This is a genomic window from Agrobacterium sp. lyk4-40-TYG-31, from assembly GCF_030209855.1.
Lineage (GTDB): Bacteria > Pseudomonadota > Alphaproteobacteria > Rhizobiales > Rhizobiaceae > Agrobacterium > Agrobacterium vaccinii.
The window spans coordinates 452,514-466,280 of record NZ_JARVRE010000003.1; the positions used below are offsets into that span (position 1 = coordinate 452,514).

8 protein-coding genes and 1 pseudogene are annotated in these 13,767 nt (G+C 55.9%); 2 read left to right on the plus strand and 7 right to left on the minus strand.

Annotated features, from left to right (window positions below; genetic code table 11):
• Positions 1–3: 3 nt before the first annotated feature.
• Together QRN55_RS05285 and QRN55_RS05290 are read right to left on the minus strand one after the other, a co-directional pair.
• Entirely contained in the window at positions 4–1,104 is a 1,101-nt protein-coding gene (locus tag QRN55_RS05285; protein ID WP_502871288.1) for a site-specific integrase, read from the minus strand.
• A pseudogene (locus tag QRN55_RS05290) lies at positions 1,105–4,048 on the minus strand (Tn3 family transposase).
• A gap of 145 nt (positions 4,049–4,193) precedes the next feature.
• Here QRN55_RS05290 and QRN55_RS05295 point away from each other — a divergent pair.
• On the plus strand, positions 4,194–4,763 hold the full coding sequence (locus QRN55_RS05295) for a recombinase family protein (RefSeq protein WP_284775421.1): 570 nt from the start codon (positions 4,194–4,196) through the stop codon (positions 4,761–4,763).
• Positions 4,764–4,815: 52 nt separating this feature from the next.
• Positions 4,816–5,439: a hypothetical protein gene (locus QRN55_RS05300; protein ID WP_284775423.1), complete on the plus strand. Its 624-nt coding sequence runs from the start codon at positions 4,816–4,818 to the stop codon at positions 5,437–5,439.
• 395 nt (positions 5,440–5,834) lie between these two features.
• On the opposite strand, the gene QRN55_RS05305 is transcribed toward QRN55_RS05300, so the two are convergent.
• The 5 genes from QRN55_RS05305 to QRN55_RS05325 all read right to left on the minus strand — a co-directional run.
• The gene (locus QRN55_RS05305; RefSeq protein ID WP_284775425.1) at positions 5,835–6,296 is read right to left on the minus strand and encodes a hypothetical protein; all 462 of its coding nucleotides are present in this window, start codon (positions 6,294–6,296) and stop codon (positions 5,835–5,837) included.
• A gap of 14 nt (positions 6,297–6,310) precedes the next feature.
• Positions 6,311–10,960 carry an RHS repeat-associated core domain-containing protein gene (locus QRN55_RS05310; protein WP_284775427.1) on the minus strand — a complete coding sequence of 1,550 codons (4,650 nt, stop codon included), beginning with the start codon at positions 10,958–10,960 and terminating at the stop codon, positions 6,311–6,313.
• Complete coding sequence (locus tag QRN55_RS05315; RefSeq protein WP_284775429.1) at positions 10,960–11,364, minus strand: PAAR-like domain-containing protein; 405 nt, start codon at positions 11,362–11,364, stop codon at positions 10,960–10,962. The genes QRN55_RS05310 and QRN55_RS05315 overlap by 1 nt, the downstream gene beginning before the upstream one ends.
• Positions 11,361–12,521 (minus strand): DUF2169 family type VI secretion system accessory protein, encoded by a 1,161-nt coding sequence (locus QRN55_RS05320; RefSeq protein WP_284775431.1) that lies wholly within the window; start codon positions 12,519–12,521, stop codon positions 11,361–11,363. The genes QRN55_RS05315 and QRN55_RS05320 overlap by 4 nt, the downstream gene beginning before the upstream one ends.
• 9 nt (positions 12,522–12,530) lie before the next feature.
• Positions 12,531–13,767, minus strand: a 1,237-nt coding sequence (locus QRN55_RS05325) for a type VI secretion system tip protein TssI/VgrG (protein WP_284775432.1), incomplete at its 5' end; no start/stop codon positions are given.

Sequence of the window (13,767 nt, forward strand, 5' to 3'; positions counted from 1 at the left end):
GCATCAAATGATCCTTGCAGCTCGTCCACTTTGTCGCGATGCACTGTTGTAGTAGCCGGAAGCCTGCTGGATCGAGCGATGTCGCGATTGCTCCATCGCTTCGAGAAGAGGAATACCAAGATTGGCCGCCTCGGTCAGGTATCCCGACCGAAGACCGTGTGCTGAAAAAGCCTCAGGTTCGAGGCCCGCCGCCGCGACCCGCTGTTTGATGATCACGTTAACCGACTGAGGGTCCAGCGCGCGCCGCGCAACTGTCCCCCATCGTCCGATCGGGCGAAACACGCAGCCCTTGTCGATCTTTGCGGCTGTCATCCATGCGTTCAGGGCATCGACCGGTCGGCCGGTCAGATAAACGACGTCGTCCTCTTCGCCGGTCGTGATTTTGGTCCGACCGAGATGAATGGCAAGAGAGGGGAGGGGAGGGCCGTCCGGCATCTCGATCGGAGCTTCCACGGTTAGCTGCTCCAGGCGAAGGCCCGCGATCTCGCTACGCCGGCGGCCGCCGGAGGCAAAGGCGACCATCAGGATGGCCCTGTCTCGGACATCTCGCAGGCTGTCGTTGGCGCAGGTTGCCAGCAGTTTCGCCAGGACATCACCGGTCACTGCTTTCGCGCTCTTGTGACGACGCTGTCTCGGGACGGCCCGCACAGCGAGGCGAATAGCGGATTTTAGGGCAGGGGAAGCAAAAGCGCCGTCAAGACCGCGCCATTTTGTGAGGGTCGACCAACTGGCTAGTCGGCGACGCACTGTGTCGGGTGCATGTGGGCCGGTGGATTTCAGAAACTTTTGGGCTCGCAAATTGTTGGTGACGCCGGCTGGCATGCCGTGATCTGGATCGGTCTCCTTTTTCTCGGGGTCCCAGAGGTGATGTGCAACGAATTTCAGCAGCAGCGCTTCAGGCGCCGGCCACGGCAAAGATTTGCCGGTTGCTGCCAGGCCCCAGGCTTCGAGATAGGCCAGATCCGATGTCAGCGCTCGCAGCGTGTTGGCACCCATACCGGCATTGACGAGGTGCCGTAGCGTTTCGATGTCCTGGTCGGTCAGTAGCTGAGGCCATCGCGTTGGTTTCCCGCTGAACAACGGTTGGCGTGAACATGGGTACACTCAGGCTGCCCGCGCTTCGTCGGAGATGACAAGTGTTTTCCGCGAACTATTTTTGGCGGCTTGCTCCCAGAGGAAATCGCCCGAGAATGCGATATGCTCCCATCCAACAGGTGAGGTCTGCGGCATCATCGCGTCATCCACGCCGGTCGAACGTAAATGCGCAAGGGCGTCGGCCATATAGGTCGAATTCCAGTACACGATCGCGGCGATGACGAGGTTAAGGCCGGACGCGCGGTACTGTTGGGCCTCATGGCTGCGATCGATGATACGGCCTTGCCGAAACGTGCAGATTGCCTGCGTCAGGGCGTGACGCTGCTCACTTTTGTTCAGTCCAGCCTGGCAACGCTGGCGCAGTGCCGGATTCTCCAGCCAGTCCAGCATGAACAGGGTTCGCTCGACTTTACCGATTTCCTGAAGGGCCACATTGAGTTGGTTCTGACGCTCGTAAGCGGCCAGCTTCCGCAGCATGGTTGAGGGAGCGACATGGGCCAATTTCAAGGAGGCAATGAGCCGCAGCACATCATCCCAATGCTCACGGATGATATCCGTGCGGACCCTTTTTCCGAGAAGGTGTATTAGGTCTGGATAGCTGCCGGGCGGTTCGATCGGGATCAGGCGCCTATCCGGGAAGTCGCGCAACCGCGGGCAAAACCGGAATCCAAGAGCGGCGCAGAGCGCGAAGACGTGATCGGTTGCCCCACCAGTGTCGGTATAGTGCTCCGAGATATTGAGACCCGTGCCATGATGCAGCAAGCCGTCGAGAACATAGGGCGCTTCATGGGTAGCAGCCGAGATGACCTTCACATGGTAGGGGCCATGTTGGTCGGACACGTGTGTATAGAACCCGAACCCCGGATCGACGCCGTAGCGAGCATTCACATCACCGCCGGTCTTTGCCCGCTTTCCGCCTCGGAAGAATTGACCGTCTGAGCTTGACGTCGTGCCGTCACCCCAGACCGACGCGATTGGCAGACGGTGGTGCGCATCGATGATCGTTGCAAGGGCGGCGGCATAGGTATCATCCCGAATGTAGGCGTCCTTGGTCCATATCAATTGATCTCGGGTGATGCCTTCGCTGGCGCGGGCCATGCGGGAGAGGCCGAGATTGGTGGCGTCGGCGAGGATTGCGGCCAGCATTGCACTGTCGTTCGGGCATGTCTGACCCGTCCTCAGGTTCGTGAACGCTCCAAGGAAGCCGGTCTGGTCGGCGACCTCGTGGAGCAAATCGGTGATCCGTATGCGCGGCATCAATCCCTCAATCCGGCTGACGAGAGTTTCCGCGCCGGCGGAAACCACGGATTTCAAGGGTGTGAGGCTCAGACGGTTTCCATCGAAGTTGACGCCTTCGACCTGGTTTTTCTGGAGACGTTTTGAGAACCGCTTCAGCCGCCAGTCCAGTTCCCGACCCCGCTGCTCCAGCCAATCGTCACCAGATGCGGGCAGCGCTAAATCTTTGACGACTGGCGCCGCCATTTTCGGAGACAGGAGATAGCTGTCGAAGCGGCGATATGACGATGAGCGCTCTACCCGACCGCAGCTTATCGCGTAGATGCGCGAGTGTCGCGACCTCGTAGAGCCTGCGATTAATCTTGCCGTCGGCACCGACCACGATCTTCTGCCAAACCTTTTTGAACGGCATAGGCGCGTCGGCAGGTAATTCGCGCTTTCCGGTTCGATGAGCCTCTCTAAGCACCCTGACAGCCGAAACCGTACGTGCGCTGCCTCTACTGGACTTAAACTCAAGCGCCTCGATCAGCGCCCGCGAAAACTTTCGCAGTGTTGCGTATCGGTCGGCGGCGACAATCAGGGGATCCTGGTCCGCGGTGTCCGCTATCTCTGCTACTTCTTTGCGCACTCGCAGCAGATTTGCCCAGCCGACCGAAGCATTGATGGTGTCGATCGGATCGCTGTCGGTCTGGATGGCGTTTGCCAACGCATCGATTGTGCCTCGAAACAAGCGCATCAACCGCGACACATCCTTGGCGGTCGCCTCATATTTCCGGGACTTGGCGTTCTTGGCGCGGGTGAACATCGAACCGATTAGCTTGTCCGCCATCTCGATTGCGGCATCTGTCAGGCGCTCTTCGGCGTCGATAAGGAATGCGACCAATGTCGCGCGCCGCCGTGAAGGGGTATAGCGCTCGATCATGTAGGATGGCGACATACGCCCTTCACGGACAAACTGGCGATAACGGTCGGGATGCAGTGCGGTACGGTTGGCAACCGGAATGCCGATCACGCGGACAAAGGCCAAACGTTCCAAAATATCGCGAACGTTGTCGGCTTTCGCTGCGACGGGCATAGCCTTCAGCCATGCCAGAGACGACAAGCCGGTCTTCGGATCAATCTGAACAATAGAATCGAGAACGCCGAATTGGCGGGTGGTTAGACCGCCAGTAAGCGCCTGGCTCGCGTGTTTGCGAGCTCGTGCCCTTCCAGCAATTCCCGCTCTCTCGATTGTCGAAATCGTGGGAAGCACTATCCCCGCCTGCCGCAATGTCGTGACAATGTGAGTTGCGATCGGCATTCCCTTATCAGTCGAGGCTGCGGCAACCCCTCCTGCTTCGATCATCATAGGGATATCGCCACGTTCGGCCGCCCGCATGCCCATCATCTGGGCTATTTCACGCGCATGGTCCGTCATCGTCTGGCTTCGAAGACCATAACTGGCAAGATCATCAGGTCGAACGTCAATCTGCTCTGCCACGAATGAAATCATCGAAGCCGGGAGCGTATCCAGGATTCGAGCCAGAGGGACACCCGGATGACGAAGGGTGCAAAGCTGCAGCGCCACGCCGAGCTTGTTATGATCCTCGCGCCGGTTCCGGATCAAGTCGAGGTCATTTGGCTCGAAGGTGTAGAGGCGGGCCAAGTCATCCCGGTTGTCAGGAAGAGATAAGAGCTGTCGCCGTTCATGTTCGTTCAGAAGTTCATGTTTGCGCATTTCTACCCCCGCCAACTCGTCCACAAAAGAGCCTGATAATCTATGGACAGTGGGGAATAAAGAGACGTATTCTATGGACGATTTTTCAGTGGCGGAATGAGGCCGGTTGTCACCGTCCACAGAACGACCGTTTCGGGGACAGAAGATGGCTGGCATTCTAGGCTATGCGCGTGTTTCGACCGGCGATCAGGATGTCGCCGGCCAAACGATGCGCCTGAAGGCGGCCGGTGCTATCAGGGTGTTCACCAACACCAAGTCGGGTAAAACCATGGATCGGCCAGGGCTGGCGGAACTGCTCGCCTATGCTCGTGCAGGCGACACACTTGCGATCGTCCGCCTGGATCGGCTCGGCCGCTCGCTGGCGGAATTGCTCGAAACCGTGAAGATGCTTCGCGAACGGCAGATCGACCTGTTGAGCCTGGAGGAAAAGATCGACACCTCTTCAGCCGCCGGCGAGTTGATCTTTCATGTGTTCGGCGCCATCGCTCATTTCGAGCGCCGGCTGATCTCGGAGCGGACAAAGGTTGGTATCGCCGCGGCCCGAGCGAAGGGAAAGAAACCCGGTCGCCAGCCGCTCGACATGAAAAAAGTCGATGCTGCGATCAAGCTTGTCACAGCAAATGTTTCACCGACAGAAGCCGCGACGCAGTTAGGCCTCGGCCGTTCCACGATCTATCGTGAAATGCGTCGGTTAGGCATCAGTCGCCCCGCTTGACGCAGTCGTGCCCGGTGAGTGGTTCTCGCCTTCTCTCAAAAAGGAATTCCGTTTGCGCCGTATCGTTTTGTCAGTTGTTTTGGATCTACTGCTTGTAAGCTATGCCAGCGCCAGCGAAGACATTTCCAGCGTTTGGCGTGACCTGTTTACACGGTGTCGAGTTACTATCGAGACTGGCAAAGTTTTCGATGCCACGGGATTACGAGACCTGGGGCGCAATGTCAGAGCCACGCAACCGGTGACCGTACCAGGGCTGCCCAATCCGCTCATCCCTGAATACCAGATGACAGAACGACGCTGGAAGAAACATGAAACGCGTTTCATCGTCACGGAGGCCGAATTTCCACCGAATGGAGGCAAAGTAAGGCGTTTATGCGATGTGGAACTGGACCGACAAGCCCGACCAATCTCTCCGGCTGAAGAAGAAGCGTTGAGAGCGGCATTTATGGCCGAACCCACAAGTCTCTTCAATACAGGTCACCACAAAAGCTGGGATCCCGATCCAATATTCTCTACCAACCTCGGTATTCGTTTGGCTGGCCATAACCCCAAAAACTGTCCCGTCGTGTCATACCTGATGATCGAAACGCGTGCGCATTCGCAACCGTTCTTCAAATCAGGCGCAGGCGAGCAGGCGGATGATTGTGGTGGCGAGCCTCTGATCCCCCATCCGTAAGATTCGCACCTGCCGCAATTTGACAGGCCGTTGCATCACCAACGAGGTAGCGTTGTTTGGCGGGAAATCAACGCGATGCCCTCTACCTAGCGTTCATGTCTTTCTTGGGCACCTGAGGAACAAAACCCTGTCGACAATGGATACATGGTTCGCGGCTTCTTCGCACCTGAGGGGCGAGCCTTCATGCTATCCGACATGCGGATATAGTCGCTTGATTTCTTAGAGTGTCATTCCGCCCCCAGCCGGAACCGACCCCTCCCTTGTGAGTGATAACCCATTAATATCATTCGTAAGTTGCACTTCAAGCTTGAACCCACCTCCAATGGCAAGCGCGTCACATAATCGCAATTACCCTAAGAGAGGGATGTTGGTAGCCCTGAACACAGGCTACATAGCTAACCGACGATTTCTCCGTCGAGCCGGATAATCCCCCTGCGCGTCTGAGCCAAGAGCTTGATAAACCGCACCTTGCCCTTCACTCCTCCAATCATCCCTTCCCTGTAGCCACGGAACACATAGAAGGTTGCTTCGTTATCATCTTCGAACTGATGCAGAAATTCGAGCGGAACCCCGTCTTCGAAACACCAGCTTGGTTCGAATGCCCATTCCGGCTTCTTGTCGACGCTCAAGAACAAAGCTGCCAGCTTCTGACGAATCCATGTATCGAGATCCGTAGGTTTTTCGTTGTTAAAAGCCTCATATAGCCTATCGACGAACAGGGTCGACGCAGAGCTTGCGTTCTTTTCTGCAAGCAAAATTTTGTCAAGCCTGTCGTTAAAATCCGCCTTTACTTCGTCAAACGGATTCGCCGCCGCCTTCGCTGCAAACTTTTTCCTCAACTCGTCACCACGACTCATATTGCAAATCTCCTCTAGGGCGCCTTCGTCCATGAATTAGGACCTTTTTGGATCCGGACTAGATCGTAACCCGTGTGCCTGTAAGGGTCCATACCTTCGTGTGCCCAAGGTGCTGCCGGTGTCAAGTTCCATGCTTCATTGGCTCGTTTCGAACCTTGGCGTTGAGGCAACTGGCGGTGATGCAATTCCACGGGAACGTCCATTTGCTCGATGGCACCGGTCTTTCTGTTCTTGACGACAATTGTCATCATCGGCGCTCCACCGGTTCTCATGCGGGCAAGGTTATCGTTGGAATATTTGCCGCTTGGATTGGCGATTTCGTTTCGGTAGCTTGTTCGCCAATACTGCTTACGGCCGGTATCCCAGTTTGCCGACGCCGTGGGCGGTGGCCGCTGGTAGTTGGCGCGCGCGCTAAGGCCGAACGGATCGCTCCATATTAGGGGGTTCTCGACATAGCCCATCGGCCGATCCCCGCCCATAAGCCCGATAGGATCAGGGCAAGCATAGTAACCGATCAACGGGTCATAATAGCGGTGTCGATTGTAGAACAACCCCGTTTCGGAATCCTCGTATTGGCCAGGAAAACGCCAGGGGCAGAAGAATGCGTCCGGTTGTCGGTCATAGGCGAGCTTAGCCACGAGCACGCCCCGCGTCCTAACTGCGCGGACCTCACCCCAGACGTAATGGTCCGCCGCCCAAACGAGGTTTCCCTTGCCGTCAAACATCTCTTTCGGAGTGCCGACGGTATCACAGACCATCGGAAACAAGGTGGTTTCCTTGAGCACCGTTCCATCCGGCAGTTCCGTTCCAACTGGCAGTTGTTTTGCCATGAGCCGCATGGAGGCGTTTTCGTCGTCGCTATCGGCGTCCTCGAAATGCCAACGAACCGCCTGATCCCAAGCGACATGGCCATCAAGTCTGAGAGGTGCCTCCTCGATCATATGAACGCCGTCCCAGAGATAGGCCGTGCCAACCACGGGCAAGGAAAGATCGTTTTCTGCATCCGCCCGTTCGACCGGAGTTGATCGGGACACCTTTGGGGTGCCATCATCGCTGATAAGCGTCGGCCATCGCCGTGCGTTTCGTGCCCGTTCAGCTTGCGAAAAACGATTCACCTTGGAAACGCGACGGCCAAACGGATCATAGCGAAAAAAGGTTTCCTCGCCATCTTGCTGGATGACCGCGGCTAAGCGATCATGAACGTCCCAGCGGTAGCGCCAGAACTGTGGCCGAAAACCGTCGCGCTCTACTCGCCGCTCAATCAACCGGCCACAATCGTCGTGGAGAAGCCGGATAACCTCACCTTTAGGCCCGCGTGCGATCTGAACAATCCCGCCGGCGCTCCGCTGCCATCCAGATGGTCGACCTGCAGGCGTGATGGAGCCGAAAGCCTCATCGAAAGCAGATCCGTAGCCAGCGCTGCCGCTGGAAAAAGGGGCCGACGATGATGCACCGGAGAGATTACGCGCTTCGTCGTAATCAAACCGTTCTGCTCCTCTTTTCCCTTCGGCAGAAACAAGCTGGCCATTGTCGTCATATGTGTAACGAACTTCACCCCAGTTTCCGTCATCGATACGCGTTGGTGAGAAGGCCCTGTCATATTCGTAGATGCGCGCCATGGTCGCGCGACCGGCTCGCAGACCGTCCGTCGATGGCACATTCCAACCAAGGCGAGAAACGCCAACGTCAACGGATTGTTGGGGGCCGGCCGATTGGCTGACCATCTGGTCCGCATCGTCATATCCCTGAGCGAGCCGGAATCCACCAATCTCACGGCGCGTTTCACGTCCGAGTGCATCGCGGTGGAAGGTAATCTCCGTATCGTCGACAAGGATTTTTCTTACGGCACCGAGTGGATCGCGTATATAGGTTACGAGACTGCCGCCGATTCCTAAAATCTCGCGCATCACACGATTACCCATGACGTCGCGAGTAGACTTGATCCGCTTTCCGTTCAGCGTTTCACCAATGACACGCCCGTTGCGGTCACGCTGCAATTCCACGAGCGCAGCTGCATTCTCGGCTCGAACAAGCAGGCCACGAGCATCATACCAGAATCGGGTGAGATCACAGGAGGTGTCTTCACGATCAACTCCCTCGATCCGCCGGACTAGGCCGGACTTGTCATACGTATAATGAACACGGGTTCCGTCGGGCTTTCTCTTTTCAGTTACACGGCCTGAAGCATCACGATGATAGCGGACAATCCTTCCATCGAAATCTTCTTCTTCGATCACCCGCCCAGCTGCATCACGCCCGTAGCGATAGATCTGGCCACGGGCGTTCTTCACCTCCAAAAGCCGGCCTTCGATATCATACTCAAATGAGAGGATGCCGCCCTTCGGATCTGTAACGGATTGCAGAACGCCAAAGGCACCATGCTGATAGGTCCAAGAACGGCCTTCTCCATCAGTGACCGAAGCAAGTTCACCCTGTCCGTCAAAGCTGCGAGTTGCGGCCACACCATCCGGACGGATAATCCGCGATGGCATGTCAAAGCCGCCGGGTCCCGCATGGTAATCGCGCCGTGTCACTCGGCCAACACCGTCCTTTGTCGCAACGAGACGGTTGAAGACGTCATATTCGAAGCTTGTCGTGACGCCTTGCACGTCACGGATGGAAACCAGCCTATTAAAGCTGTCCCAATTGCGATGTTCGACCGTACCATCAGCAAATTCGGTTGCGGTGACGCGACCGTTCTGGTCGCGTGTCAGACGCGTGACATTTCCTTCGCTATCCGTTTCGGCGATGACATTCGCATTCGCATCGTGGTCATACGTCTTGCGATTGCCCGCGCCGTCAAGCACCATCAGTAATTCGCCGTCGTCGCCCCAGACGTAGTTCGTTGAGCGGCCTTCACCATCCACCTGCTCTTTGACATTGCCATGAATATCATAGCGCGTCCGGTTTTCATGGCCGTTTTGATCCCTTGTCGACACACGAAAACCGGCGCGGTCATAGCTGTGAGCGACACACCCTCCAAGAGCATCGATCTCCTCAACGATCTTGTCGTTCTCGTCATAGCGAAAGCGCTGTGCTGCTGCCTCCATGCCGCCCGGCATGTAGACAGTCTCTCCGACATCGTAGTGAAATCTGTCATGGTTCCAGATGCCGTTGGTTGCGGTATGAATCACCCGACCCAATGTGTCGTAGGTGAATCGCGTCGTTGAGGCGCCGGTAATATTCCGCCAGCTTGTAAGCAGGTTCTGCCGCTCTTGCCACATATACCGAACAGACATGCCGAATGCGCAATCGGAACTTACCATGCGTCCCGCGCTGTCATACGCGTAGCGGGCTAGCTCCAGCCTGGTTCCGTCTGTCCCGATCAGCGTAATGCGCCGACGTTGTCCTACTCCGTCATTGACGAAATCGAGTGAAAGCCCGTCCGACCCCTCGACCCGATCCAACCATCCTTCCGGCGTGCGGTGCAAGACTAGATAGGAACCGTTGAGATCGGTTATCCTTTCCAGCCGATAGATCTTGTCCTCATACTGCCGGAAATGGCGAGTAACCGCACCACTCTTAAGCGCCAGCTGTTTCAGCCAAGGAGCCTTCAGTTCAAGATTTGGATAACCGGAATTGATGGAAGGCAGGAAATTGAAGGGTCGATCAAACCAGATGCACTTGCCATTATCATTGTGGAAAATGAGTTTGCCGGGCTCGGGATTTGAAAAAATCTCGTCAAACATCGAGATCTGGCAGGGACCGAGAGGGCTTTTATAACGTGCCGGCAGATTAAGCTTTAGTCCCATGTAGCGGGAGCCGTCGAATGCAAATGTGCCTGGGATCAGGAAATCCCGCCAAGTTTCCAGGTACTCCCCGGTCGCAACCGATACGGGTTCGCCGGCAGTTGTGGGGGGCGAGGTGTTTTGAGCTGGTTTGGCAGCGGGCGCAGACTGCACCGGTTTTTTTACAAATTCGATGCGCCTTGAGGGCCGCATAGCGCTCCGGCCGGGTGTCGCAGCCATGCGGTTCGCGCGGCTGCCGCCCATTTTCATACCGCCACGGCCGCTAGTGGCTGCAGCTACAAGCACCTGGTTGACATTTTCCATTACAACCGTTTCGGTAACGGATGTATTAGAATTTATCTTGTTCTTTTCCTCACAGTGTTTGCGAAAGGCCGCGGGATCATTATTTTCCTTTGCGAAACTCATCAGCCGGTAACGGTCTTCTATCTCCCGCATCAAATAGGCGTTCTTGTAGGTGCTGCCCCCCACAGGATAGCCGCCGCTGTATACGTACTCGGATAACGGCACTTTTTGCTCGGTGTCGAGTTCGTACTCGTGCCACCATCTCGTTCCAAACCAACTCGATTCATCTAGATTTTTGTTTATCCTACCGATGATTTCTTTCTGCCTTGCCTCCGCCTCACGAACCAATTGATCCTCGAACTCTGACACCGGGCATGAATAAGGATCGGAGACCGCAGTTGCTCCGGAGTTGAACTCCGCGTTGACGTTGCCTTTGACAATCGTATTGTAGGTATGCTGGAGAGTCTTTTCGTCTGTCTGTGGACGAAATTGCGACATGATGAACGGTTTTCCTCCCAGTGTACCGGCTGGAACGGGGGTGAAGCCTGTCAGACTTTGACCGCCTTGGCCCGTCGGCTCGAATTTGCCGCCACCACCGGACATGGGGTTCGGATCGAATAGGTCATCGGTCATCAGATTTTGATCCGATCGACGGGTTTGACCGGTTCTACCGGACCTGGATCCGGCCGGTTTATCCAAGATGGATCGCGATGGCTGACCGTCGCCCAGCCTTCCGAATAAACGAAGGATGACGCGGTATCGACATGAGCAGGCCCCATGTGACCCTGCTCGATGATACCCCTAAGCGTTCCCGGTTCATTGCCAGTGGAGCATGTCGTGCGGAAGTTGATCTGGAGATCAAATTTACCGTTATTGCGCACAGACGTCGAATACCGTGTCGCGGTATCGCAAAATGCTACTGAGGAATATCCCACATCTACAACAGATGATCCTACTGGCGTCCGGCACACATCCGGCCCCTTTGCCACGATGGTGTTTGACGCACACTTCCGCCCGGAAATCATTCCCTCGGTCATGAGACCTTCCTCTCCCTGATTGTATCGCGAACATTCTCGGCAGAATGATTTGGAAGCACCCGCTGAATGACTGCGCTATCGTACAGTCCCGGCTGAAAGCGCGTTCGCCAAGACACGAATACGCGCCACTCACGAACCGAGCGCGCGGAAATGTCCAAGTTAAGAGTGTCGAGCACCATGTTCTGGCGAATAAGACGCCGATCAGAGTCAACAAAATCGACGATAAGCTTCTCGCCGGGAAGGCGCAGATGAAAAGTCTCCGAAGCAGCAGACAATCCGGTTAGCTGGATTGTCTCTGTACCTTTCAGATAGGGGTCGAGGATGAGGTCCGGATGTGCCGAATTGTGATAGGCAAAGTCATAATCCGGCGGCCACGCAGGCCAGATATTGTCTTTCCAGTTCTGGTCATAGGTACCCCCAAGGGGGCGACGTGGTAACCACGCAGGCGGGATTGGCCCAAGGCTTTGGGGCATCATATCTTGATAGGGATCAGAGACTGGCTCATTGATACTTTCGATCTGAGGCGCGGGAATTGGTGCGCTATGATCTGTGCAGGCGGGATCAATTTTGCCGAGGCCTAGTGGATTGCGATGGTCCGTATCAAATACGGCCTTGCCATCTGTATCTTGACCCTGAGGAACTTCACCTCCAAACGCATATTCATAATGAAGAGGCAACTCTGTAATCGACGTTGGTTCTGAAAGTTCCCAGCGATCAAAATACCGGCGGTGGAGCTGCCACTCCTGCTTTTCGCTCTCGGAAAGTCTGCGTTTCCATATCGGCCGCCATTCTCGAGGGCCCGTCACGCGAAGGATCTTTTCTAATCGAACATTCCCGTCGTCCTCGATGCGAACACCACATGTCCACGATGGCAGAGGCTCCGAGCCAGGAGCACGCGCAACTCCATTCACGATCAAATCAGTAGCCGGTTTAAGTGGCACAAGATCGGAAGGATGCCAAAGAGAAGTGCGATTGACCTCCCCATGGCACATGTCTGTAAATACCATGGGCGCCTGCTCCTCTGCCTTGAGCAACCTCCCGGATGGGCCGACCTCATAAGTGCATTTTACAATAACGACGCCAAAATCTACCCCTGCCTTGTCGCTACTATAATATCTGAAATTGGGATAAGGTGTATGATTGACAAGCTCCGGCACATACTTCTCCTAGTTGTGGTCAAGCATTGGTGTCGTGATTTGAACGTGACTATCCGCGTCAATGAAAATCTTGACGCCTTTTAGGATAATGGTTCCGTCATCTTTCATGATGAGCATTGATTTTGGCGGCTGCACGTTTCCGTCGGCATCCTCGCCACCGCCAACGGCTACATATAGCTCCTTACCAATCGAGATGTTTTTCGTATGCCCGACCGTCTGGTTATAGACTTGGCCTACGGTGACGACCTTTGCGACACCGACTTGCTCAGTCTGAGCCATGCCCACGCTGGTGTTTTGCATGCGGCTGACAAGCGTGTTGAAAACGCCCTGTCCGATCATTGATGCGACTTGTGAGCCAAGTCCCGAACCTGCCGATCGCATTGCATCACCGGCATCGGTGCGCAACTCGCTGACGGCAGCGTCATTAACCCCCGCGCGTATTGTATCGATTGATGAGGCGACAGTGCCCAAAGCACCCGCAGACATGAGGCCCATGTAACCGGCGGCCTGAGAAAGAAAGTCACTTGCTCCGCCACCTGATTCAGCAGAGTGTTCACCGCCTGCTGCTTGTGCTGCTGCAAGGTTTTTGTTTTCCGATGATGGGCTGTCTTGTCCCGCAGCGGAAGCCAGTGACATCGCATGTTCCAGCATACCAGCACTGGTCCCTGAAAGCCCGGCGAGCAGTCCTCCCGCAATAGCGTTCACTGCACCGCCTACACCACCGACGACCATGTTCAAGCCACCGCCCACCTGTTGGCTCATATTGGAGCCTACTTCCAGAGATTGGTTCGTGCCAACTGAGTGAACAGCGTTGGCATCAACACGACTTGTCTGATTATTCAGAACTTTTACAGTCTGGTCCCTTTGGGCGTGCAGGAACAAATTTTCCTGTCCCTTTTCATCCTCAAAGGTGAGTTCGTTATGACCTTGGCCCTTGTGGGTGTTGGAGCGTATCGCCATCCGGGTTTTGTTAGCTGGCAGATCGTAGGGTACTGAGTTCGCAGGGTTCGGCACAACCCCAATGACAAGGGGTTTGTCAGGATCACCATCCACGAAGGCGACCATCACTTCCATGCCGATACGCGGAATGACCTGCGCACCCCATGTTCCACCACCCCATGCCTGACTGACCCGTACCCAGCAGGTATCTGTTCCATCCTTCTTCGCCTTGCGGTCCCACGGGAACCACAACTTGATGCGGCCATATTGGTCCGGGTGGATTTCCTCGCCCTCGGGACCCGCGACG